This is a genomic window from Cupriavidus basilensis, from assembly GCF_000876015.1.
Taxonomy (GTDB): domain Bacteria; phylum Pseudomonadota; class Gammaproteobacteria; order Burkholderiales; family Burkholderiaceae; genus Cupriavidus; species Cupriavidus basilensis_B.
Genome location: NZ_BBQM01000007.1, coordinates 156,079 through 178,186 on the forward strand (window position 1 = coordinate 156,079; position 22,108 = coordinate 178,186).

The window sequence follows — 22,108 nt, forward strand, 5'->3', positions numbered from 1 at the left end:
CTAAACTGTGCGGTAAATCTGCAGGAGATACCGCACATGGAAGCCACCGCGATCCGCCAGCCCGAAGATGCCGCCGCGCCGCCCGCCTTTGCCGGCACGCTGACCGACAAGCTCAGGGAACAGTTCGACGCCGGCCTGCTGTCGGGCCAGGCGCTGCGCGACGACTTCACCATCGAGCAGCCGCTGGAGCGCTATACCGAGACCGACCACGCGGTGTGGCGCCAGCTCTACGAGCGCCAGTCCTCGATGCTGCGCGGGCGCGTCTGCGACGAATTCCTCGAAGGCCTGTCCGCGCTCGGCATGGCGCACGACCGCGTGCCCAGCTTCGCCCGCCTCAACGAAACGCTGATGCGCGCCACCGGCTGGCAGGTGGTGGCCGTGCCCGGGCTGGTGCCCGACGAAGTCTTCTTCGAGCACCTGGCCAACCGGCGCTTCCCCGCGAGCTGGTGGATGCGCAAGCCCGAGCAGCTCGACTACCTGCAGGAGCCCGACTGCTTCCACGACGTGTTCGGCCACGTGCCGCTGCTGATCAACCCGGTCTTCGCCAACTACATGGAAGCCTACGGCAAGGGCGGGCTCAAGGCCGCCTCGCTGGGCGCGCTGGACATGCTCGCGCGGCTGTACTGGTACACGGTGGAGTTCGGCCTGATCCGCACGCCGGCCGGGCTGCGCATCTACGGCGCGGGCATCCTGTCGAGCCAGGGCGAGTCGGTCTACAGCCTGGACTCGGCCAGCCCCAACCGCATTGGCTTCGACGTGCGCCGCATCATGCGCACGCGCTACCGCATCGACACCTTCCAGAAGACCTACTTCGTGATCGACGACTTCGCGCAGCTGTTCGACGGCACGCGCCCGGATTTCGCGCCGCTCTACGCGGCGCTGCGCGGGCTGCCCACGCTCGGCGCCGGCGACGTGGCGCCCGGCGACCTCGTGCTCAACCGCGGCAGCCGCGAAGGCTGGGCCGACAGCGACGACATCTGAGCGCGCCGCCACTCACGCCCGCGCCCGCCCCGGGCGCTTTGTGAAACAATGCCCGCATGCCCCGCAGCAGCGCTCGCCACCGGGCGCCGTGGCGGCAGCGGCCGGCATTGCGCCCGTCCCGTTCCCATCCACACCATCGAGCCCATCATGTCCCCTGCGCCCCTCGTGCCACTTTCGCCGGAAGAACGCGCGCCGCTGCTGGCCGGCCTGCCCGGCTGGCAACCCGTCGAGGACCGCGACGCGATCCGCAAGCGCTTCACCTTCGCCGACTTCAACGCCGCGTTCGCCTTCATGACGCGCGTGGCGCTGGCCGCCGAGAAAGCCGACCACCATCCCGAGTGGTTCAACGTCTACAACCGCGTCGACATCACCCTGTCCACGCACGACGCCAACGGCCTGACCCGGCGCGACATCGACCTGGCCGGGTTCATCGAGCGCGCGGCCGCAACGCTGGCCAGGCCGTAAGGCCCGGCGCCCGCTGTAGGGAAACCGAAAGGTCCGCAAAGGCGCCGGCCTGTACAATTGGCGCCTGAGCGCCCGCCGCCGCCATTGCGGCGGCCGCGTTCCGCGTTCCTGCCCTGATCCGCCCTTGACCCGTTTCTTTCCCGGATTCCCCCTGCTGCCATGCGTATCCTTCTGATCGAGGACGATCGCCAGATCGCCAGTGGCGTCGAAGCCGGCCTGTCGCAGGCCGGCCACCAGGTGCGCGTGGTGCACGATGGCGTCTACGCCACCGAGCACCTGCTGCGCGAACAGCACGACCTGGTGATACTCGACCTGGGCCTGCCCGGCATCGATGGCATGACGCTGCTGGCGCGCTACCGCGCCCGCAACCGCACCACGCCGGTCATCATCCTCACCGCGCGCGACGAGCTCGAAGACAAGCTCTCCGGCCTGAACGCCGGCGCCGACGACTACCTGGTCAAGCCCTTCGCGCTGCCCGAGCTGGAAGCGCGCGTGCGCGTGCTGCTGCGCCGCAGCCAGCACGGCGAGGCCGCGCCCGAGCGCGACGTGCGCCTGGGCCGGCTGCGGCTGTCGGGCAACGACCGCCGCATGTTCATCGACGGCAAGCCGCTGGAGCTGTCGCCGCGCGAGTTCGCCGTGCTGGAGCTGCTGCTGCAGCGCCAGGGCCGCGTGGTCAGCAAGGCGCAGCTGCAGGACCACCTCGCCACCTTCGCGCATCCGGCCGGCGAAGGCGGCGACACCGTGGGCGACACCGCCATCGAGGTCTACGTGCACCGCGTGCGCAAGAAGCTCGAGGAAAGCGACGTGGAGATCGTCACCGTGCGCGGCTTCGGCTACCTGCTGCAGATCCGCGCCGGCGCCTGACGCCGCGCGCCCGGCCAGCCAGCCGCCCGCCCCAGTCCAGCCCAGCCCGCCATGTGGCCGCGCCCCCGCCCCCCGAAGGTTTCGCAGGCCATCGCCAGCCCCGCCGCGGCCCCCGACCGCCCCGCCGCCCAGGCCGTGCGCCCCGCTTCCACGCAGAGCCTGCGCGTGCACCTGCTGCGCGCGCTGGCCACGCCGCTGTTCGCGCTGGTGCTGACCAGCGGCTCGCTGTCCTACTGGCTCGCGGCCCACTACACCACCCAGGTGTTCGACCGCGCGCTGTACGGCGTGGCCAACAACATCGCGCAGCAGATCCGCATCGCCGGCCCGCGCCTGGAGCAGGACATCCCGATGATCGCGCAGACGCTGGTCGAGGCCGAGGGCACCGACCGCATCTACTGGCGCATCCACGGCCCCGACGGGCTGATCGGCGGCATGGACACGTGGCTGGGCTACGGCACCGGCCAGACCTCGCTGCATGACGCGCGGCTGTTCTACGCGTGGTTCAGCGGGCGCCAGGTGCGCGCGGTGCGCCTGCCGGTCAACCTGCCCAGCCCGGCATCGGACGAGCTGGCCACCAGCGAGGCCGGGCGCGCGCCGCGCGGGCCGGTGGTGGTGGAAGTGGCGGAGCTGCTGGACCGGCGCGAGACCGCCGCCAACGAGATCCTGCTGTCGGTGTCGGTGCCGCTGATCCTGCTGCTGGTGGTGGGCAGCCTGATCCTCTCGCACGTGCTCAAGGAAGAGCTGGTGCCGCTGCAGATCCTGACCGACAAGCTCAACCGCCAGACCGCGCGCTCGCTGGCGCCGCTCGACGAGACCCAGGTGCCGGCCGAGGTGGAGCCGCTGATCCGCGCGCTCAACGCGCTGCTGGCGCGGCTGCGCGACGCGCTCGACGCGCAGCGCAAGTTCATCGCCGACGCCGCGCATCAGTTGCGCACGCCGCTGACCGCGGTCAAGCTGCACGCCGACCGCGCGGTGCAGTCGGACGACCCGCAAGTGACCGGCCACGCGCTGCGCGAGCTGCAGTCGGCCGCCGACCGCGCGGTGCGGCTGTCCAACCAGCTGCTGTCGCTGGCGCGCGCCGAACCGGGGCTGTCGCTGGAGCGGCTCGGGCCGATCGAGCATTTCGACCTGGCCACGCTGGCCTTCGAGACCGGCGCCGAGTGGGTGCCGCAGGCGCTGGCGCGCCACATCGACCTGGGCTTCGAGACCCTGCCCGGCCCCACCTTCACCGGCGCGGCGCCGTCCACGGTGCGCGGCAACCGGCTGCTGATGCGCGAGGCGCTCAGCAACCTGATCGACAACGCGGTGAAGTACGTGCCCTCGGGCGGGCGCATCACGGTGCGCGCCGGCGGCGAGACGCTCGGCCATCGTGGCATGGCGGTGGTGATGGTGGAAGACAACGGCCCCGGCATCGCGCCGGCGCGCCGCGAGGAAGTCTTCAAGCGCTTCTTCCGCGGCGACCACACGCCGAGCGGGCCCGGCGGCAACGCGCCGGCCCAGCCGCCCGGCGGCGCCGGCCTGGGGCTGGCCATCGTGCACGAGATCATCGGCCTGCACCAGGGCTCCATCCGCATCGAGGACGTGCCGCCGCCCGCGCCCGGCACCGAGGCGCGCGGCATGCGCTTCGTGATCCGCATCCCGTGCGAGGCGCCCGGCACTGCCTGAGCCTGCCGGGCGCGCATTCAGGCGCGTTCAGGCACGTTCAGCGCGTCTTCTTTTCCTTCGGCGCCAGCATGGTGCCGCGGCACTGCGGGTTGCCGCAGCGGCACTCGAATTCCTTCTTGAGCTTCTTGGTGTAGCGCGCGTCGATCACGAGGCCATAGTCGTAGAACAGCTCCTCGCCGCCGGCGATGTCGCGCAGCGCGTGGATGAACACGCGGCCCTTCTTCTCGCGCGCCTCGCAGTTGGGCTCGCAGGCATGGTTGATCCAGCGCGCGCGGTTGCCGCCGAACTTGGCGTCGATCACGTCGCCGTCTTCCAGGCTGAAATAGAAGGTGTGGTTGGGATCGGCGGGATCGTGCGGGTGGCGCTTGAGCGCTTCCTTCCAGGAAATATGCTCGCCCTTGTACTCGATGATGCGCTCGCCTTCGGCGATCGGCGCGATCGCGTAGACGCCCTTGCCGTGCACGCCCGAGCGGCGTACCTCGATGCGGTCGGACGCGGTCTTGCGCTTGCCGTCCTTCGCCTTCTGCCTGCCCTCCTGCTTGCCCTGCTTCTCGCCTGCCGCCGCGTCAGCCGCGGCACCCGTGCCGTTCTTCATGTCGCTGGTTTCCTGTTCCGCGCCGCTGCGCCCTGCCTGTTCCGCCATTTGCCATCCCGTCGTGATCCGCCGGCCTGCCACCCAGTGTGGCTGCGCGCTGGCGATGATACCCGCGCGCCATCGCGGCGGCATCCCCCTTGTCCGGTATACGCACGGCCGCAGGTGGCCGTATACGCAAAAGCGCAGCAGGAGGCCCCTGCGTAAACGCATACGGCGTGTATACGGCGCACATGGCCCAACTGCCGCGCATGTGGATAAACCCGCAAAAATCTGTGGATAAGGACGCGCGAATCATGTGGGCCGCCTGGGGTTGGCATGGGGATGCCTCAGGCATAAGTCGGAGGCTCCGGTTTACCTCCCTCGGCCAAACGACCGAGTCATCCACGCCGGCCAACACCGGGTCCCGGGACTTTCATGTCGCACAAGCCATTGATTCATATGGAGTAAATGCAGTTATCCACAGAAAGGAGCGGCGTTTACCTACTACTACTATCTGTATACATGAAAGAAAGAAGTAAACCGAAAGGACTACGCCCGCCATCGGTCGAAAAGCGCAGCAGGCAGGAAAAACAGAGCGGTGGAAACCGCTTTTTGGCGGGGCTACTTTTTTAGGCAGGGGAAATCGTGCGTATACGGCGTCGGCATCGGTATACGCGGCGACGGGCGGTATACGCGCATCGACTTCCTGCCGTATACGCCACGCACCGCCACGCAATGCCTTGCCTGGACGTGCATTCGCGCCGCGAATAGCGCCGGCATGCCTCTGCACGATAGTGCAGCCGCACTGCTTTTCAGGCCGGTCCGCCCTTCCCGGCAACGCTGCAATGGGTACGCTGCGGGTTGCATCCTCTGCCGGCAGGTTTGTGGCGTTGCGCAGGCAGCCGGTCCCGAGGCCGGTTTACACCCCGCGGGAAGGCTCGCCTGGCGCTTCGGCACGTATACGCGTTCCAGGAAGGCGCCAGGCGCCTCGCAAGGCGTCCAGAAGCGTCCAGGAGGGCCCAGGCGCGTTTTTTTGCCGCTTCGTGCCCGGGAGGACACCTGCGGTCCCGTTTCGCCTGGAGCGCTTTCCTGGACCGCGCGGGTCGTCCGGGGCCGCTTCGCGATCCCGAGCCGGCCCGCTTTTTTCCCTCAAAGCCCCAGCCGGCGCGGCCTGGCGCGCCATACGCTGTAACAATCTGTTCCCGGTCGGTCTTGCCCGACACGGTATGATGTGGCCCGCGGCGCCTTTGCCGAGGCCGGTGCCCAGCGCGGCGGCCAGGGCAGGCGTCCCTGTTTTATCAACTCGAGACGGAGTGAAGCATGACGAAAACCGAACTGATCGACGCCATCGCGGCCGGCGTGGACGGCCTGACCAAGGCCAAGGCTGAACAAGCGTTGAACGTGACGCTGGGCGCCATCATGGACGCCGTCGCCAAGGGCGACACGCTGAGCCTGATCGGCTTTGGCACGTTCAGCCAGGGCGAGCGCGGCGAACGCATGGCGCGCAATCCGCGCACCGGCGAGGAAATCAAGGTGGAAGCGGCCAAGACCGTCAAGTTCAAGGCCGGCCAGAAGTTCAAGGACGCAGTGAACCAGTAAGCAGCAACGTCCCGCGGGCGGCCTTCGCGCCAGCCTTGCAGGAACAACCCCGCCGTGTCGCCGCCAGCCGCCTGGCGCGGGCGAGCGCCAGGCGGGGAGCGTTATCCACAATGCCGGCGCGGTGGTTATCCTGACGCCACGCGGTATACGCGGCACCCTCCGCCAGCCGGGTAAGATTGAGCCTTGTCGGCGCCTTCCCTCAATAAATACAAGGGTCTACGGCGTCCTGCCGAGTCGGACCAGCATGGACCTCAGATCTCCGCGTCGCAGATTTCCACAGTCTTATTCACAGCGTTTCCCACAAAATTTTCCACAGGCGCGCCTGGTCGGGTTGGGCCTGCTGACGGCGCTCGCGCTGCTGTGCGGCTGCACCACGCCGTCGCAGCCGGCGCGTCCGGAAGCCGCGCCGCTGCCCGACACCGAAAGGCCCGTCACCACGCCCGGCGCCAGCCCGCGCCAGCGCATCGTCGAGATCGCCTGGCAGGAGTGGCAGCGCTGGGGCGGCCAGACCGTGCGCCTGGGCCGCGACGACACCGCCTGCGTGACGGACAGCCCGCTGCCGGCGCCGCTGCTGCCGGGCGCGCCGCCATCCGACACCGCCGACGCCGAGCCGACCGATGCCACCGACCGCACCGCCGACCGCGAGGATGACGAGGGCGCGGCGGCGGACTGCCTGCATTTCCCCGACGGCACCGGCATGGAAGCCACCGCCGAAGGCTGCAAGCTGGCCCAGCGCTACTGGGCCATCGTCGGCAAGGCCGTGACCTGCCGCCAGATCACGCAGGGCAACTGGGCCTGGTCGGCGGTCTTCATCTCGTGGGTGATGCGCAAGGCCGGACTGGACGAGCGGCAGTTCCTCACCGGCGACTCGCATTCGATGTACGTGGTGGACGCGCGCGACGGCATCCTGCCGGCGCCGGCCTTCCGCGTCGAGCCGCTGCCCGCCCTGCCGCGCCCGGGTGACATGATCTGCGCCGGCCGCGGGCGCGACAAATACCTGGCCAGCGCGGCGGAGATCGGCTTCGGCACCACGCCCATGCATTGCGACATCGTGGTCGAGGTGGACCCGGCCGCGCGCCTGGTCAAGGCCATCGGCGGCAACGTGCAGCAGTCGGTGTCGATGGAGGAGATCGAGCTGGGCGACTCCGGCATGATCGACGGCGTGACCAATTCGCATATGCCGTGGCTGCTGATCATGCGCAACACCCTGCCGTAGGCCGCGGGCAGGCCGTGGCCGGCGGGCCGTGCCGCAGCACTGGGTACGCGGGATGCCGCGGTGCCTTCGGTCAGAATATCGGTGGAATAATTCTGGCGACGAATGTTTCGTCGGGTTCGCGAGTCGGTATCAATAGATACGGTGAATTTTTTGACCCGAAAAGCAGGCTGGGCGGTCCTGCTCATCCAGCCTGCTCTCCGCCACATGTTGGTGATTTTGATTGATGGTATGGATGCCATCATCATCGCTGTAACTTGATTCATAAATGGCATGAATTCAACGGCGCCCATCCCGAGCCTGTGCCATCAGCTTCCAGCCGACGCTCCCGCGCGCCGGCGCCCCGCCAGCAGCCCTTCCGCGGCATAGATCGCCAGCGAGATCCAGATCAGCGCATAACCGGCCTGCTTGCTGGCCGGGAACGGCTCGTGCCACAGCCACACGCCCAGCAGCAGTTGCAGCGTCGGCCCGGTGTATTGCAGCAGCCCGAGCAGCGACAGCGGGATGCGCCGCGCGCCGGCGGCGAACAGCAGCAGCGGCACCGCCGTCACCGGCCCGGCCAGCAGCGCCAGCAACTGCACGCCGCCTTCGGCCTGGCTGAAGCCGGCCTGGCCGCTGGCGAACAGGTAGGCCAGCGAGGCGGCTGCCAGCGGGAACAGCAGCAGCGTCTCCAGCGACAGTCCCTCCAGCGCGCCCAGCGTGGCGGTCTTGCGGAGCAGGCCGTAGCCGCCGAAGCTGCTGGCCAGCGCCAGCGCGATCCACGGCAACTGGCCCGCGGCCACCGTCAGCCACAGCACGCCGGCCGCGGCGATGGCGATCGACAGCCATTGCCCGGGCCGCAGCCGCTCGTGCAGGAACACCACGCCTAGCAGCACGTTGAACAGCGGGTTGATGAAGTAGCCCAGGCTGGCGTCCACCACCCGCCCGTTGGAGACCGACCAGATGTACAGGAACCAGTTGCCGCTCAGCAGCAGCGCGCTGGCCACGAAGCCGGCCAGCAGGCGTGGGTTCGACCACACCGCGCGCAGCCAGCCCCAGTGGCGGCGCCATGCCAGCACCAGGCCGAGGAATACCAGCGACCACACCATCCGGTGCAGCAGGATCTCGGTCGGCGCGATGCCGTGCAGGGATTTGATGTAGAGCGGCAGCAGGCCCCAGATGACGTAGGCCAGCAGCGCGTAGAGAATGCCGATTTGCATGAGAAGTCCAGGAGGAATCGGGCATTTTACCGGCGCAAAAAAGCCCGTGCAGGGCACGGGCTCCGGCGGGGGCGCTCGGTCTGGGGGCGCTTACAGCTTGCGCGCGAAGCTGAATTGCGAGAAGGCCTGCTCGGCCACGTTGAACCAGGCCGCCTCGTTGTTGCGGAACACGCGCCAGTCGTCGTAGATCTTCTTGAACGACGGGTTCTTGGCGGTTTCGTCGGCGTAGGCTTCCTGGGTGGCCTTGAAGCAGGCTTCCATGATTTCCTTGGAGAACGGGCGCAGCTTGACGCCGTTCTCGAGCAGGCGGGCCAGCGCCTGCGGGTTGAGCGCGTCGTACTTGGCCATCATGTTGGTGTGGGCCTCGATGGTGGCGGTCTCCAGCGCGCGCTTGTACTGCGACGGCAGCTTCTCGTATTCGGTGGCCGAGGCGTAGAACGACAACTGCGCGCTGCCTTCCCACCAGCCCGGGTAGTAGTAGTACGGCGCCACCTTGTAGAAGCCGAGCTTCTCGTCGTCATAGGGGCCGACCCATTCGGCCGCGTCGATGGTGCCCTTTTCCAGCGCCGGGTAGATGTCGCCGCCGGCGATCTGCTGCGGCACCACGCCCAGGCGCGACAGCACCACGCCGGCAAAACCGGCGATGCGGTACTTCAGGCCCTGCAGGTCCGCCACGGTCTTGATCTCCCGGCGGAACCAGCCGCCCATCTGGGCGTTGGTGTTGCCGCCGAGGAAATTGACGACGTTGTATTCCTTGAAGAATTCGCGCATCAGCTTCATGCCGTTGCCCTGCATCATCCAGGCGTTCTGCTGGCGCGAGGTCAGGCCGAACGGCACGGTGGTATCGAAGCACAGCGTCGGGTTCTTGCCGAAGTAGTAGTAGCCCGCGGTGTGGCCGATCTGCACGGTGTTGTTCTGCACCGCGTCCAGCACCTGCAGGCCCGGCACGATTTCGCCGGCGGCGAAGACCTTGATGTTGAACTTGCCGTCGGTCAGTTCCCTGACGCGCGTGGCCAGCAGCTCGCCGCCGCCGTAGATGGTGTCGAGCGATTTCGGGAAGCTCGAAGCCAGGCGCCATTCCACCGCCGGGTTGCTGCCCACCACCGCGGGCGCGCTGGCGGCGGCCGCGGCAGGCGCCGCGGGTTTTTCGTCCTTGCCGCAAGCGGCCAGCGCGCCGGTGGCCGCCACGGCCGATGCCTTCAACAGAAAGGAACGACGTTCCATGACTTGTTCTCCTCTTTTATCGGTTCTTGTAATGCGGCAGCAGGCGCGGCGGCCGCGTCTTGCGCGGAACGCCGCTCTTGTGCCGAGACGCGCGTGGAGCCGGATACGGGCGATGCGGCCGTGGGCGCAGCAATGAGCCTGTTGCGAAGGCATGCCACGGTGATGACGTATGCTGGCATGCCTTCGCAACAGGCTCGAAAGGCCGGCCCGTACCCGTCGGGCTGGCCAGATGATTATAGCGGTGGCCCTTTCGCCACGGGGGGCCGGCAAGGTCCGGGTTTTCGCTAGGAGAGGCCGCGCGGCAAGGCCTGGCGCGACGCCGCGGCGAGGTCGGCGCGGGCATGCCGCAGGCGGCGCGCACGGCGCTTTTCGGCTTGCCGCCGCCGCGTTTTCCGTATGGTGGAAAGGCCGCTTTGCCACGGATTTTGTAACCCCGCTTGCTGTCCAATCGCTCGACTGTTAAAAAATCACGCCTTGCCTGCCTAGCCTATGTTGTCCGCTGTCCCGCCCGTTTCCGGCCGTCCGCCGGCCCGCCGCCCGCATTGCCTCGTCCTGGCCATCCTGGCCGTCTGGGGTCTCGACGCGTGCGCGCAGGCGCCCGCCGGCACGGAGCTGGTCCCGCCGGCGGTGCAGGCCGCGCCGCACGCGGTGGCGCAGCCTGCGCAGCAGGCGGGCGACGATCCGCTCGGCGCGCTGATCTCGGGCACGCAGGACGCAGGCCGCGCCGCCGCGTCCACGGCACCCGAGGCGCCACCCCAAGCGGCGCCCGAGGCCACACCCCAGGCCGTGCCCGAGGCGGCACAGGCCCAGGCGGCGCCCGACGCGCCCGCGCCCGAAGCCTACGTCATGCCGCCACCGCCCGCGCCCGCCACCTGGGTCAACGCCGGGCTGGCCGACGACGGCAGCGAGCTGGCCGGCCCGCCCGATCCCGAATACCCGCTCGAGCCCTACGTCGCCCCGCCGCCGCCGGTGGTGCTGTTTCCCGCGCGCCTGGGCCAGTTCGTGGCGAACGCGCCGCCGCTGCCGGCCAGCGACGCCCCCGAGGCGCCCGCCGCCGAAGGTTTCTCGCTCACCTCGCAACTGCCGCCCGACGATCCCGCCGGGGACCAGATCCTGCGCCTCGGCTACAGCGGGCGTGCCGCCTACGACGACCGCACCCTCGCCGCGCAGGCCTGCCCCGGCGGCGGCACGCTGTCCGCCGGCCTCTCCGGCGTGGCCTGCCGCAGCAGCGGCGAGGTCAAGGTCAAGGAATCGCTGTTCTCGCTCGACGGCGGCACGCAGGTGCAACTGGTGGCGCAGGCCAAGGGCACGGACGCCACCTCGGTCAACGGCCGCCCCGCTGCCGTCGACCAATACGCGCTGCTGCCGCAGTTCTACACCGCCGTGAGCGGCCTGCCGGTGCTCGACGGCGCCACCATGTGGGCCGGCCGGCGCGAGGATTCGTCCTTCCTGATGTCGTCCGGCCTGCTGCCGCCGAACTCGCCGGCCATGCGCGTCGGCGTGGACAATGCGCGCTTCGGCGACATCGCGCTCAACTACCAGTACACCGCGCGCAACGATCTCAACGGCGCCAACCTGCCGAGCTACCACTCGCTGCGCACCGCGCCCATCTCGACCAACGACAAAGGCTCGGTGCAACTGGGCTACACGCGCGTGGAGGCCGAGCCGCTGATCCAGCAGACCGGCAGCGCGTGGTGGGTCTCCGCGATGCACGAGCAAAAAGGCGTGCTGGCCGGCACCAACCGCCTGGGCATGCAGTTCGGCGAAGGCAGCCGCAACGCGCTGACCGGCTACACCGGCATGGGGCCGTCGCTGTCGCGCGTGCGCGTGGCCGAATCGATGGAATGGAAGCGGGCCTCCGGCCTGGGCCTGGCCGGCTCGGTCGAATCGAGCATGCAGTTCGACCGCTCGCCGGTCGGCACGCTGCAATGGACCACCACGCGCGTGCGCCCGGCCTATATCGCCAGCGACCAGTTCAAGCTCACCTTCGAAGTCGCGCGCGACCAGATCACCTCCGGCTTCGGCACCAGCGGCCAGCGCACCGCGGTGACGGTGGCGCCGACCTTCACGCTCGGCAAGGCCGCGGGCAACGCCAACCTGCGCGCCTTCTACACCTACAGCCGCGCCACCGACGTGGACGGCATCGCCTTCACCGCGCCGGCCGATACCTGGGCGTCGCAGAATTCGGGCTCGATCTTCGGCGTGCAGCTGAATCGGCGCTGGTAGGCGCCGAGGTGGTTTGCGGCGATGCTCGCGACGCGCGCAGGTGCATCCCGGGCAGATTCGGCATGCGGATTTCGGGGGAATTTCAGGCAATGCCGATAATCGCGGGCGCGACGGCATGAAAGACGAGGGCGAATCCCTTGAAGAGTAGGCGGTGAACGCGGCCGGCGCAAGGCAGGCGAAGCGGCCGGGCCCGTTCCCGCGCCAGCGGCCGGGCGCGCGGGGCCGCACGCGCCGCTATCCGACCTCGACCCTGTTCCTGCCCGTTTCCTTGGCCTTGTACAGCGCCAGGTCGGCGCGCTTGAGGATGGCCTGGGCATCGCGCTCGCCGGGTTTGCGCGACGCCACGCCGATGCTGACGGTAAACGGGATCGGGATGCCGATGCGCCAGTTGTGCGTGAAGTCCTGCTGCTCGAACGTCGATTTCAGCGCTTCCGCGGCCGCCCTCGCCTGTTCGGCGTCCAGCCCCGGCAACGCGGCCACGAACTCCTCGCCGCCCCATCTGGCGAACACGTCGACCTTCCGGCTGGACCCCATGCCCACCTTGGCCACGATGCGCAGGACCTCGTCGCCGACGTCGTGTCCGTAGGCGTCGTTGATCTTCTTGAAGAAATCCACGTCGAGCATGAACACCGCGAGGTCTTCCTCCGTGTCCAGGATATTGGTGACGACATCGAGGAATTCACGGCGATTGGGCAGGCCCGTGAGCTCGTCCGTCACGGCCTGCTTCTGCAGCAGGTCGATCAGGCGGACGCGGTCGGTGATGTCGCGGATCACCGCGGTGAATTCGATCAGCCCTTCGACGTTGATCTTCGAGATCGCGATTTCCACCGGCAGCATCGAGCCGTCGCGGTGCAGCCCGTAGACGCGGTTGCGCTCGTCCATCTGCCGCGAGCGCACCGGGGAGCGCGCGAACTGCTGCACGTATTGCGCATGGTGCGTCCGGTATTTGTCCGGCAGCAGGCACTCGATGGGCTGGCCGACCATCTCGGCCGACGAATAGCCGAACAGGTTCTCGGCGGCCCGGTTGAACAGCGTGATGTTGTGCTGCTGGTCGATCGTGATGATCGCGTCGTAGGCCGCGTCGACGACCGAACGGAAGCGCGACGTCGTCGCCTCCAGGTCGCGCGTGAGCTGCATGCGCGAGGTGATGTCCAGCCCGGTGACGAGGATCTCCAGCACGGTGGCGCCGCCGTTGGCATGGCGGAACGGCTTGAGCGACAGCCGCCACCAGTGGGTTCCGTCGCGCAGGTCGTAGGCCTGCTCCAGCTCCTGCGCGATGCCCGAGGTGAAGCACTCCTGCAGCTTCTGGCGAAACTCGTGCCGGGCGTAGTTCGGGATCAGGGTATCGAACGGGACCGGGAACGCCCGCATGCCCACGCGCTTGCCGCCCGTCATCTGGATGAAGCCGTCGTTGCAGGCCGGCACCATCAGCCGCCCCGACTCGTCGTGGCCGATGACCGCCACGCTGGCGGCGATGCCGTCGACGAATTCCTGGATCGTGTTGCACGAGTCAGCCATCTTGTCCCCCGCTGGAAATGCCGCGCCGTTGTCACGTCCCTGACGCCCGCAACGCCCCGCAATGTGCCGGATTCCCCGGATGGTAGTGCAGTTAGCTGGCGATGGCGCGCGTCTGACGGAGAATGCCACGGCTACGGGATGCGTATGGCGGTATTTTGGAGGGGAGGGAAAGCGGTGGGCGGCGCGCCAGGGCGCTGGAAGATGGTGCCCCAAACGAGGCCCAAACGAAAAACGGAGACCGAAGTCTCCGTTTTCTTTCAAATCTGGTGGGGTGGCCGTGTCCTGATGTAGCTCCGCTGCGAGTTCGGCGCAGAAAGCCACGGCATGCCTACCGGTTGGTGGCGGGTCATTCCTTGAGCAGCACGAGATGCTCGATCAGCCGCACCATCAGATCCTTCTGCGCGGGCAGGCTTTCGGCCACCAGCAGCGCGAGGGCGACCAGCGTATTGTCGTTGATGAGCAGATCGACCGATCGCGCCAGCAAGTGCTGGTTCAGGCGTAAATACCACAGGAACAGGAAAGCGCCGGTGCGCTTGTTGCCATCAGCCAGAGGATGGTTCTTGATGACGAAATACAGCAGGTGGGCTGCCCGGCTGGCCACGTTGGGATAGAACAGTTCTTCGCCGAAGCCTTGTTCGATGGTGGCGATGCTCGATGCCAGGCCGCCGCCGCGCACCTGGCCGAATAGCTCGGTGGCCTCGCCTTTGGCGATCAGCTCGGCGCGCAACCGGGCGATGGCAGCCAGCACCTCATTCAGCGCCAGCGCCCGCATCCCGTCTTGCCGGCCGGTCAGTTCGCCCAGGCTTTGCTCGTCGTAGCCTTGCAGCAGGCTCCAACTGCGGGCGTATTCCTGGATGACGCCCAGTACGGCCTGGCCGTCTCCCGTAACCAATTGCTGGTTGGCCAGCGTTCGCGACAGCAGATCGACCGCCTGCCCGAATTCGATGCCGCGTTCCTGCAAGCGGCGCTGGTTCAGGGTGTAGCCATCGACCAAATGCTGCTTGAGGGTGCGCGTGGCCCACTGGCGGAACTGCGTCGCGCGCGCCGAACTGACCCGGTAGCCGACCGAGATAACGACATCCAGGTTGTAATGTTTCAGGTGGCGACGCACCCGCCGCGCGCCCTCCTCCTGAACTACCGAGAATTCCTCGGTAGTTGCCGATTCGGCCAATTCCGCCTCGGCATAGACGTTTTTCAGATGCAGGCTGACGTTGTCGGTCGAGGTGTCGAACAGCGCCGCCATCTGCCGTTGCGTCAGCCATACCGTGTCCTCGTCCAGCGACACGTTCAACTGGATCTGGCCATCGGCGGACTGGTAGAGGGCGACTTGGGATTGCGGCATGAGGGACATCTTACCGTCTCCCCCGCGCGCCCGAGCCAGGTGGTGCGGTTGCGCCATCGCGTGCCATCCTCAATATTCAGAATGGTTGGGGGCAAGGAAACGTGGGATGTAGCGGGACGAGCGGACCGTCATGCGTGCGGTTCTCGTTCAAGTCCCTGAGGCACAAATGAAAATGCCCAGCGCAAGGGCTGGGCATCGAATCTCTGGTGGCCTGGGACGGAATCGAACCGCCGACACAAGGATTTTCAATCCTCTGCTCTACCGACTGAGCTACCGGGCCAAAGAAGCGAAATAATAGCAGCGCTTTTTGACCCGGTCAAGCGCCGCCGGCAAAATTCCTCACTGCTCCGCGGGCTCGGGTTTGTTGCGGCCCAGCTCCACGCCGAGCTGCTTGAGCTTGCGGTAGAGGTGGGTACGCTCGAGGCCGGTTTTCTCGGCCACGCGCGTCATGCTGCCGTGTTCGCGCACCAGGTGGTATTCGAAGTAGGCGCGCTCGAACAGGTCGCGCGCCTCGCGCAGCGGCATGTCGAACGAGAAGTGCATCTCGGCTTCGGGCAGGCGCTGCGGGCTGCCGTTGGCGGTCTCGGCGGCGGCTTCGGCGGCGGCCGGCGCGGCGGCCTCGCCGTTGCCCGCGGCCGGCAGCGCGGCGCCGGTCGCGGCGGCGCCCGCGCGCGGGCGCTCGATGCCGCGCGCCAGGCCCTGCTCGACCGCTGACAGCAGTTTTTGCAGGGCGATCGGTTTCTCGAGGAAATTGAGCGCGCCGATCTTGGTCGCTTCCACCGCGGTATCGATGGTGGCGTGCCCCGACATCATGATGACGGGCATGCAGAGCAGACCTTGCGCCGACCATTCCTTGAGCAGCGTGACGCCGTCGGTATCGGGCATCCAGATGTCAAGCAGCACCAGGTCGGGCGTATTGCCGGCACGGTACTCGCGCGCCTTCTGCGCGTTTTCTGCCACTTCGACCACATGGCCTTCGTCGCTGAGGATTTCCGAGAGCAGCTCCCGGATACCCATTTCGTCGTCGACTACGAGGATGGTTGCCATACTTCCCCTCTTGACCCCACCGCGGCTCACCGGGTTCGGGGCCGCTACATTGTGACTATGCCAGTTTAACGAACAGGATGGAGATCTGCGCCCCGATGAGCTCGGTGCCCTCCATGCGATTGCGCAGTTCGATGCGGGCGCCGTGTTCGTCAATGATCTTCTTCACCATCGCGAGCCCCAGGCCGGTCCCCTTGGCCTTGGTGGTCACGTAGGGTTCGAACGCGCGGCTGAGGATGCGCGGGGCGAAACCGGGACCGTTATCCGCAATGGTGAGCTTGACGGCCTGCCGGTCTTCGCCGGCAGAATCTTTGTATTCTACAGTCTCGGTGTGCAGAGCGATACGGGGCGCCGGACGGGCCGCCGCGACGTTGTCCGCGACCGCATCCTGCGCATTCTGCAGCAGGTTGTGGATCACCTGGCGCAACTGCGTCGGGTCGCCCTTGATCTCGGGCAGGCCCGCCGCCAGCGACGGATGAATCACGGCATGCTCGTGCACGCCGGCGTCGTCGATGCCGTACAGATGCAGCACCTCGGCCACCAGCGCGTTGAGCTGCAGTGACTGCAACATCGCCGGCGGCGTGCGCGCGTAGTCGCGGAAGTCGTCGACCATGCGCTTCATCGCCGCTACCTGGTTAACGATCGTAGTGGCCCCGCGCTTTAGCACATCCGCGTCCGGACCCTCCAATTTAGGCGAGAGCTTCATCTGCAGGCGCTCGGCCGAGAGCTGGATCGGCGTGAGCGGGTTCTTGATCTCGTGCGCGAGGCGCCGCGCCACTTCGCCCCACGCCACCGAGCGTTGAGCCGAAATCACATCGGAGATGTCGTCGAACACCACCACGTAGCCGGGCTCGTCGCGCTCGCTGCGCTCGCCGCTGCCGCCGCCGGGCAGGCGCGCGCCGCGCACCAGCAGCGTGAGGGCCTGTTCCTCGTCGCTCTGCGGCAGCTCGATCTGCTTCTGCCAGTGCTGCGAGCCGCCCAGCATCTCGCTGGTGCTCTGCTCGGAAAAGGCCTGCCGCACGATGTCGCCGAAGGCGCCCAGCACCGGGATGGCCTCGATGGGCTGGCCCAGCGCGCCGCCGAACGGCTGGCGGAAGATGCGCTCGGCGCCGGGGTTGGCGGTGATGAGCACGAAGCGGCGGTCGAACACGAACACGCCGGCGGTGAGATTCTGCAGCACGCTTTCCAGGTAGGCGGTGGATTTCTCCAGCGCGCTGCGGTTCTGCTCCACCGCGATGCGCGCCTCGGACAGCTGGCGCGTCATCATGTTGAACTGCTGCGTGAGCATGCCGAGCTCGTCGCGGCTCTTGAGCTCGCGCTTGGGCGAGAGGTCGCCCTCGGCGACTTCCTTGGTTCCCTGCAGCAGCATCAGCAGCGGCCGCGCGAGCTGGCCGCCGAGCAGCAGCGCCAGCATCACGGCGATGAACACGGCGAGGAACAGCGTGAGCGTGAGCGTGCCGATGTACATCTTGCGCAGGCCGGTGCGGCCGAGCGCCTTTTCCTGGTACTCCTGGTACGCGCGCTGGACTTCGTCGGCATTGCGCGCGAGCGCCGCCGGCACCGGGTGCACGACCTGCAGGTAGCGCTCCTCGCGCACGCTTTCCCCGACCAGTCCGAAGCCGGACGAGGCGGCGTCCTCGGGGCGGCGCTCGATGGACAGGCCCGAGCCCGCCCAGCGGCTCACCGCGGCCGGCGGCGCCTTCGCCGCGGGCCGGCTGGCGGCGCCGGCGGCCTCGGCGCCGGGGGGATGCTGCGCGCTGTCCTGCGCGGCCGGCGCGGGGCCGAGCGGCACGATCACGCGCAGGCGGTACAGGTGGCTGACGTCGGTGCGCTCGGGCTGGCGGCCGTCGACGGCCGGGTCGGTGCCGCCTTCCACCGCCGCGTAGCCGCCCGCCAGCCGCGCCTGCTCGGCCAGCACGCCCGAGGGCAGGTCCGGCACCAGCGATGCGTAGTTGCTCGAGGCGGTGGCGATCACGCGCCCGCTGCCGGTGAAGATGGCGGCTTCCTGCACGCCGTACTGCTCGCGCAGGCGGTTGAGCTGCAGCGAGGTGGCCACGCTCGATGAACTGGTGAGCTGGTCGGCCATCAGGCGCGCCTTGCCCTGCAGGTCGGACAGCGCGCTGTCGATGGTGGAGCGGCCGAGGTTGAGGCCGGCTTCGAGCGCGGTCTCCACGCGCACGTCGAACCACGACTCGATGCTGCGCGAGACGAACTGCAGCGACACCAGGTAGATCAGCACGCCGGGCAGCACGCCGACCACGCCGAAGAACACGGCGAGCTTGGTCATCAGGCGCGTGCCGAACTTGCCGCGCCGGTAGCGCAGCCACAGGGTCAGCGCCAGCGCTCCGATGATCAGCACCAGCAGCACGCCGATCACCAGGTTGATCTTGAACAGCAGCGTGAAGTAGCGGTCGAAGAATTCCGTGTTGGCCGAGGCGCCGGCCAGCAGCGCCACCAGCACCAGCGCGAGGAACACGATGATGCCCGCCACCACGCGGTAGAGCACGCGCCGGAAGCGGCTGTCCCACAGGCTGGTGCTGGCGATCATGGCTGGCTCGCGGCCGGCTGCACCAGAGTGGTGGGCGAGAGCACGGTGGACACGGTCTGCGCGAACGGCACCGCGCGGGTCTCGCCGGCCACCGGCGCGGACGCGGCCGAGGCGGGCGCCGGCGCGGGCGGCGGCACCGGGACCGGCACCACCGGCACGACCGGTACCACCGGCGGCGCGGGTGGCGGCGATGGCGGGTACTCGGTCGGCACCGTGAAATTGAAGTGGCGCCACTCGGAGGCGAGGTTCCACTCGCGCGTGTTGACCGCGTTGATCTGGAACGGCTTGGGCAACTGCGTCAGGTCCAGGCGCATGCGCGCCTCGGCCTGGTAGGTCTCGCCGGCCTTGACCATGCCGCGGTCGAACACGCGCCAGCCGCGCACGCGCTGGATGAACTGCAGCGCGCCTTTCAGGCGCGTGAACGGCAGTTGCAGCCCGCCGGTGGATACGCGGTACTGGCGCGTGAGCGGATGGTAGGACAGCCGCACGCTGCGGCTGGCGTTGACGGGCTTTTCGTCGAACCAGTACCAGCGCGGGCGCGTGAGCTGGAAGTCGACCACGAAATAGAGCGAGATGCCTTTGTTGAGCGCATCCTCGAGCGGCGGCGGCAGGTCGAAGTCGAAGCTGGCCGCGAGGTCGAAGCCGCCGTCCTGGTACTCGATGCGGGCTTCCGTCACCTCGATGACGTCGGCGCGCGCGGTGCCCGGCAGCGCGGCCAGCGCCAGCAGCGCGGCCAGCGCGAACATGGCGGCGAGCCACCACGATGCGAGCCAGGCGCGCGCGCCGCGCGCACCATGCCGGGGACCGCCTGCCGCCAGGCATACGCACGCATTGTCGTCAGGGACGCGAAGGACGAACAAGCGAAGCGGATTCGGCATTGGCAGCGGTCGGGAGCGGTCAGGGTCGTTTCTGGAAGCGCGCGTAGAAGAAGCCATCGTGATCGGAGGGCAGATTGTCCCGGCTGGCACTCCCGCCGCCGGCCGCCTGCGCTCCATGCTCTCTACTGCCCGGCAGCATCTGGCCGGGCGCCTGCAATCGTATCGCATCTGGTAGCTGTGCACCAAACCAGCGCGCCTGCTCCTCGCCCTCCGTTGGGAAAATAGAACAGGTGACGTAGACCAGGATGCCGCCCGGCTTGAGCAGGTTCCAGAGCTGCGAAACGATGCGCCGCTGCTCCGTCACCAGGCGCGCGATGTCCACCTCGCGGCGCAGCCAGCGGATGTCCGGATGGCGGCGCACGATGCCCGAGGCCGAGCATGGCACGTCGGCCAGGATGCGGTCGAACGGCTGGCCGTCCCACCAGTCCTGCGGGCGGCTCGCGTCGCCCACCACCACCTTGGCCTGCTGGCCCAGGCGCGCGAGGTTCTCGTCGATGCGCGCGGCGCGCTGGGCATCGCTCTCGAGCGCGGTCACGTCGACGCGCGCCAGCTCCAGGATGTGGCCGGTCTTGCCGCCGGGCGCGGCGCACGCGTCGAGCACGCGCTGGCCGTCGGCCAGCTCCAGCAGCGGCGCGGCCAGCTGCGCGCCGGCGTCCTGCACCGAGACGTCGCCCTGGGCAAACCCGGGAATCTGCGACACCGGGAACGCGCGCACCAGCCGCACCGCCTGCGTGCCGATGGCCGTGCCCGCCATGCCGGCATTGGCCACGCGCGTGAGGTAGTCGGGCACCGGGACGCGCGCGGTGTTGACGCGCAGGGTCATCGGCGGGCGCACGTTGGCGCTTTCGGCCAGCGCGGCCCACTCGCCGGGATAGGCGTCGCGCAGCATCTTCAGCCACCACGCGGGCAGGTTCCAGCGCGCCTCGTCGTCGCGGCGCACGTCCTCGAGCAGCGCGCGGCGCTCGCGCAGGAAACGGCGCAGCACCGCATTGACCAGCCCGCGCGCGTGCGCGGTCTTCGGCTCGGACGCGGCGGCGCTGACGGCCTGGTCCACCACCGTGAACTCGGTATAGCCGCCCTCGCCCTGCTCGTCCTCGACCAGCAGCGCCAGCGCCACCGCCAGCAGCGAATCCACCTGCGCGCCGGGCGGGCGCGTCACCAGCTTCGTGACCAGCGCGCGCGCCGTGCCGAACTGGCGCATGGTGCGGTAGGCCAGGTCCTGCAGCGCGCCGCGCGTGGCGGCGTCGCGCACGCGGTCGAGGCGGAACTGCGCGGCGGCGTTATCGATGGCCAGCGGCAGCGCGCTGCCTTCGTTGACGCCGCGCACGGCAGTCGCGGCGGCGAGCATCTGGAAGGCGAGGGATTCGTGTGGCAGGCGCATGACAGTGGGCAGTGAAGCGGTAAGGCGATGGCGCGGTGACGCGGTGGCGCGAAAAAAAGCAGGCAGCCGCGCCGCGGGCGCTGGCGGCGGGGCCAGCCAGGCCGGGCGGGGCCGGAAACGAACTGCCCGCCGTTTCCAGGGGAAGCACGGCGGGCAGTTTACCTTGTATGGCCGCGGCCGGCTTTTTTGCCGGCTGCCGGGTCAGATCGCCATCGGACGGAGCGGATGGATCGGACGGCTCCGATGCATCGCGCCGCTTCAAGCCGAATCAGGCCGCTTCAAGTCGGATAGGTGCCGGTCTGCGCCATCTGCATCAGCCGCGCGATGCGCTCCTCGGTGGCCGGATGGGTCGAGAACAGGTTGGCGATGCCGCCGCCCGAGAGCGGGTTCATGATCATCATCTGCGCCGTGGCGGGATGTTCCTCCGCGGTCTGGAACGGGATGCCCTGCGCGTAGCGGTGGATCTTGTCGAGCGCCATCGCTAGCGCCTGCGGGTCGCCGCTGATGGTGGCGCCGCCGCGGTCGGCCTCGAATTCGCGCGCGCGCGAGATCGCCATCTGGATCAGCGAGGCCGCCAGCGGCGCCAGGATCGCCACGGCGATGCTGGCGATCGGGTTGGCGCGGTTGCCGTTCTGGTCGCGCCCGCCGAAGAACATGGCGAAGTTGGCCAGCGCGGCGATGGCGCCGGCCATCGTGGCGGCGATGGTCGAGATCAGGATGTCGCGGTGCTGCACGTGGGCCAGCTCGTGCGCCATCACGCCGCGCAGCTCGCGCTCGGACAGCACGCGCAGGATGCCGGTGGTGGCCGCCACCGCGGCATGTTCCGGATTGCGGCCGGTGGCGAACGCGTTGGGCGCGTCCTCGTTGATCAGGTACACGCGCGGCATCGGCAGCTGGGCGCGCTGCGCCAGCTCCTGCACCATGCGGTAGAACTGCGGCGCGGTGCTGGCGTCGACCTCCTGCGCGTTGTACATGCGCAGGACCATCTTGTCCGAGAACCAGTACGAGAAGAAATTCATGCCCAGCGCCATGACCAGCGCGAACATCATGCCGCTGCGGCCACCGATCATGCCGCCGATGACGATGAACAGCGCCGTGATGGCGGCCATCAGCATGAAGGTCTTGACCCAGTTGAACATTGCCTTGGCTCCGAAGAAGTCAGTTCCGCAAGCGGTTCCGCGGCACGGTGCGGAAGGCCGGGCCGGCCATGTCCGGCAAACCCGGCATGGTGATCTTTAGATAGTATCCCGCGGCCGGAATTCAACCGCCCGCTGCCTGTTTTTCAGGCAGCGGGGCCAGCGTAGCATCGGCGCCGGGCGCGCGCCCGGCCCGGTGAAGGCGACGCCGGCGAAGCGGTCCAGCCAGCACTTCAGGCGCGGCGCCGAGA

The 22,108-nt window shown here is 68.6% G+C and carries 17 protein-coding genes and 1 tRNA gene; 7 read left to right on the forward strand and 11 right to left on the reverse strand.

What is annotated here, in order from left to right; all coding sequences use genetic code 11:
• Positions 1-36: 36 nt before the first annotated feature.
• The 4 genes from phhA to KF708C_RS05010 all read left to right on the forward strand — a co-directional run bounded on the left by phhA (position 37) and on the right by KF708C_RS05010 (position 3,975).
• A complete protein-coding gene (gene phhA, locus KF708C_RS04995; RefSeq protein WP_059410936.1) occupies positions 37-981 on the forward strand; it encodes a phenylalanine 4-monooxygenase in 945 nt (314 codons plus the stop codon).
• A gap of 147 nt (positions 982-1,128) precedes the next feature.
• Complete coding sequence (locus KF708C_RS05000) at positions 1,129-1,446, forward strand: 4a-hydroxytetrahydrobiopterin dehydratase (RefSeq protein WP_043364969.1); 318 nt, start codon at positions 1,129-1,131, stop codon at positions 1,444-1,446.
• Between the two features lie 159 nt (positions 1,447-1,605).
• A complete protein-coding gene (locus KF708C_RS05005) occupies positions 1,606-2,310 on the forward strand; it encodes a response regulator transcription factor (protein WP_020200491.1) in 705 nt (234 codons plus the stop codon).
• A 51-nt stretch (positions 2,311-2,361) separates the two neighbouring features.
• On the forward strand, positions 2,362-3,975 hold the full coding sequence (locus tag KF708C_RS05010; protein ID WP_020200492.1) for a sensor histidine kinase: 1,614 nt from the start codon (positions 2,362-2,364) through the stop codon (positions 3,973-3,975).
• Between the two features lie 37 nt (positions 3,976-4,012).
• Here KF708C_RS05010 and KF708C_RS05015 read toward each other — a convergent pair whose 3' ends face one another.
• The gene (locus KF708C_RS05015; protein ID WP_059410937.1) at positions 4,013-4,618 is read right to left on the reverse strand and encodes an SET domain-containing protein; all 606 of its coding nucleotides are present in this window, start codon (positions 4,616-4,618) and stop codon (positions 4,013-4,015) included.
• A 1,251-nt stretch (positions 4,619-5,869) separates the two neighbouring features.
• Here KF708C_RS05015 and KF708C_RS05020 point away from each other — a divergent pair.
• Together KF708C_RS05020 and KF708C_RS05025 are read left to right on the forward strand one after the other, a co-directional pair.
• Positions 5,870-6,148 (forward strand): HU family DNA-binding protein, encoded by a 279-nt coding sequence (locus KF708C_RS05020; RefSeq protein WP_017227089.1) that lies wholly within the window; start codon positions 5,870-5,872, stop codon positions 6,146-6,148.
• A 244-nt stretch (positions 6,149-6,392) separates the two neighbouring features.
• A complete protein-coding gene (locus KF708C_RS05025; protein WP_059410938.1) occupies positions 6,393-7,364 on the forward strand; it encodes a DUF2272 domain-containing protein in 972 nt (323 codons plus the stop codon).
• Between the two features lie 305 nt (positions 7,365-7,669).
• Here KF708C_RS05025 and rarD read toward each other — a convergent pair whose 3' ends face one another.
• Both rarD and KF708C_RS05035 read right to left on the reverse strand, forming a co-directional pair.
• Entirely contained in the window at positions 7,670-8,560 is an 891-nt protein-coding gene (rarD, locus tag KF708C_RS05030; RefSeq protein WP_020200495.1) for an EamA family transporter RarD, read from the reverse strand.
• 90 nt (positions 8,561-8,650) lie between these two features.
• The gene (locus KF708C_RS05035) at positions 8,651-9,784 is read right to left on the reverse strand and encodes a TRAP transporter substrate-binding protein (protein ID WP_029043066.1); all 1,134 of its coding nucleotides are present in this window, start codon (positions 9,782-9,784) and stop codon (positions 8,651-8,653) included.
• A gap of 489 nt (positions 9,785-10,273) precedes the next feature.
• On the opposite strand from KF708C_RS05035, the gene KF708C_RS05040 reads away from it, so the two are divergent.
• A complete protein-coding gene (locus tag KF708C_RS05040; protein ID WP_059410939.1) occupies positions 10,274-12,010 on the forward strand; it encodes a carbohydrate porin in 1,737 nt (578 codons plus the stop codon).
• A 234-nt stretch (positions 12,011-12,244) separates the two neighbouring features.
• On the opposite strand, the gene KF708C_RS05045 is transcribed toward KF708C_RS05040, so the two are convergent.
• From KF708C_RS05045 to htpX, 8 genes are all read right to left on the reverse strand, one after another.
• On the reverse strand, positions 12,245-13,528 hold the full coding sequence (locus tag KF708C_RS05045; RefSeq protein ID WP_020200498.1) for a sensor domain-containing diguanylate cyclase: 1,284 nt from the start codon (positions 13,526-13,528) through the stop codon (positions 12,245-12,247).
• 346 nt (positions 13,529-13,874) lie between these two features.
• Positions 13,875-14,879, reverse strand: coding sequence for a virulence protein RhuM/Fic/DOC family protein (rhuM, locus tag KF708C_RS05050; RefSeq protein ID WP_231586387.1), 1,005 nt, complete (start codon positions 14,877-14,879; stop codon positions 13,875-13,877).
• Positions 14,880-15,074: 195 nt separating this feature from the next.
• Positions 15,075-15,150: transfer RNA gene (locus KF708C_RS05055), tRNA-Phe, on the reverse strand.
• Positions 15,151-15,209: 59 nt separating this feature from the next.
• The gene (locus KF708C_RS05060; RefSeq protein WP_059410940.1) at positions 15,210-15,917 is read right to left on the reverse strand and encodes a response regulator; all 708 of its coding nucleotides are present in this window, start codon (positions 15,915-15,917) and stop codon (positions 15,210-15,212) included.
• Between the two features lie 55 nt (positions 15,918-15,972).
• Positions 15,973-18,462, reverse strand: coding sequence for a sensor histidine kinase (locus KF708C_RS05065; RefSeq protein ID WP_059410941.1), 2,490 nt, complete (start codon positions 18,460-18,462; stop codon positions 15,973-15,975).
• Positions 18,459-19,208, reverse strand: coding sequence for a DUF4390 domain-containing protein (locus KF708C_RS05070; protein ID WP_059410942.1), 750 nt, complete (start codon positions 19,206-19,208; stop codon positions 18,459-18,461). The genes KF708C_RS05065 and KF708C_RS05070 overlap by 4 nt, the downstream gene beginning before the upstream one ends.
• Positions 19,209-19,359: 151 nt before the next feature.
• The gene (gene rsmB, locus KF708C_RS05075) at positions 19,360-20,721 is read right to left on the reverse strand and encodes a 16S rRNA (cytosine(967)-C(5))-methyltransferase RsmB (protein WP_059410943.1); all 1,362 of its coding nucleotides are present in this window, start codon (positions 20,719-20,721) and stop codon (positions 19,360-19,362) included.
• Between the two features lie 278 nt (positions 20,722-20,999).
• Positions 21,000-21,860 carry a zinc metalloprotease HtpX gene (gene htpX / locus KF708C_RS05080; RefSeq protein ID WP_020206590.1) on the reverse strand — a complete coding sequence of 287 codons (861 nt, stop codon included), beginning with the start codon at positions 21,858-21,860 and terminating at the stop codon, positions 21,000-21,002.
• Between the last annotated feature and the right edge of the window lie 248 nt (positions 21,861-22,108).

Bases quoted from the DNA above. Each gene is read 5' to 3' on its own strand.
- phhA (WP_059410936.1), top strand. From the start codon at position 37: ATGGAAGCCACCGCGATCCGCCAGCCCGAAGATGCCGCCGCGCCGCCC.
- KF708C_RS05000 (WP_043364969.1), top strand. From the start codon at position 1,129: ATGTCCCCTGCGCCCCTCGTGCCACTTTCGCCGGAAGAACGCGCGCCG.
- KF708C_RS05005 (WP_020200491.1), top strand. From the start codon at position 1,606: ATGCGTATCCTTCTGATCGAGGACGATCGCCAGATCGCCAGTGGCGTC.
- KF708C_RS05010 (WP_020200492.1), top strand. From the start codon at position 2,362: ATGTGGCCGCGCCCCCGCCCCCCGAAGGTTTCGCAGGCCATCGCCAGC.
- KF708C_RS05015 (WP_059410937.1), bottom strand. From the start codon at position 4,618: ATGGCGGAACAGGCAGGGCGCAGCGGCGCGGAACAGGAAACCAGCGAC.
- KF708C_RS05020 (WP_017227089.1), top strand. From the start codon at position 5,870: ATGACGAAAACCGAACTGATCGACGCCATCGCGGCCGGCGTGGACGGC.
- KF708C_RS05025 (WP_059410938.1), top strand. From the start codon at position 6,393: ATGGACCTCAGATCTCCGCGTCGCAGATTTCCACAGTCTTATTCACAG.
- rarD (WP_020200495.1), bottom strand. From the start codon at position 8,560: ATGCAAATCGGCATTCTCTACGCGCTGCTGGCCTACGTCATCTGGGGC.
- KF708C_RS05035 (WP_029043066.1), bottom strand. From the start codon at position 9,784: ATGGAACGTCGTTCCTTTCTGTTGAAGGCATCGGCCGTGGCGGCCACC.
- KF708C_RS05040 (WP_059410939.1), top strand. From the start codon at position 10,274: ATGTTGTCCGCTGTCCCGCCCGTTTCCGGCCGTCCGCCGGCCCGCCGC.
- KF708C_RS05045 (WP_020200498.1), bottom strand. From the start codon at position 13,528: ATGGCTGACTCGTGCAACACGATCCAGGAATTCGTCGACGGCATCGCC.
- rhuM (WP_231586387.1), bottom strand. From the start codon at position 14,879: ATGTCCCTCATGCCGCAATCCCAAGTCGCCCTCTACCAGTCCGCCGAT.
- KF708C_RS05060 (WP_059410940.1), bottom strand. From the start codon at position 15,917: ATGGCAACCATCCTCGTAGTCGACGACGAAATGGGTATCCGGGAGCTG.
- KF708C_RS05065 (WP_059410941.1), bottom strand. From the start codon at position 18,462: ATGATCGCCAGCACCAGCCTGTGGGACAGCCGCTTCCGGCGCGTGCTC.
- KF708C_RS05070 (WP_059410942.1), bottom strand. From the start codon at position 19,208: ATGTTCGCGCTGGCCGCGCTGCTGGCGCTGGCCGCGCTGCCGGGCACC.
- rsmB (WP_059410943.1), bottom strand. From the start codon at position 20,721: ATGCGCCTGCCACACGAATCCCTCGCCTTCCAGATGCTCGCCGCCGCG.
- htpX (WP_020206590.1), bottom strand. From the start codon at position 21,860: ATGTTCAACTGGGTCAAGACCTTCATGCTGATGGCCGCCATCACGGCG.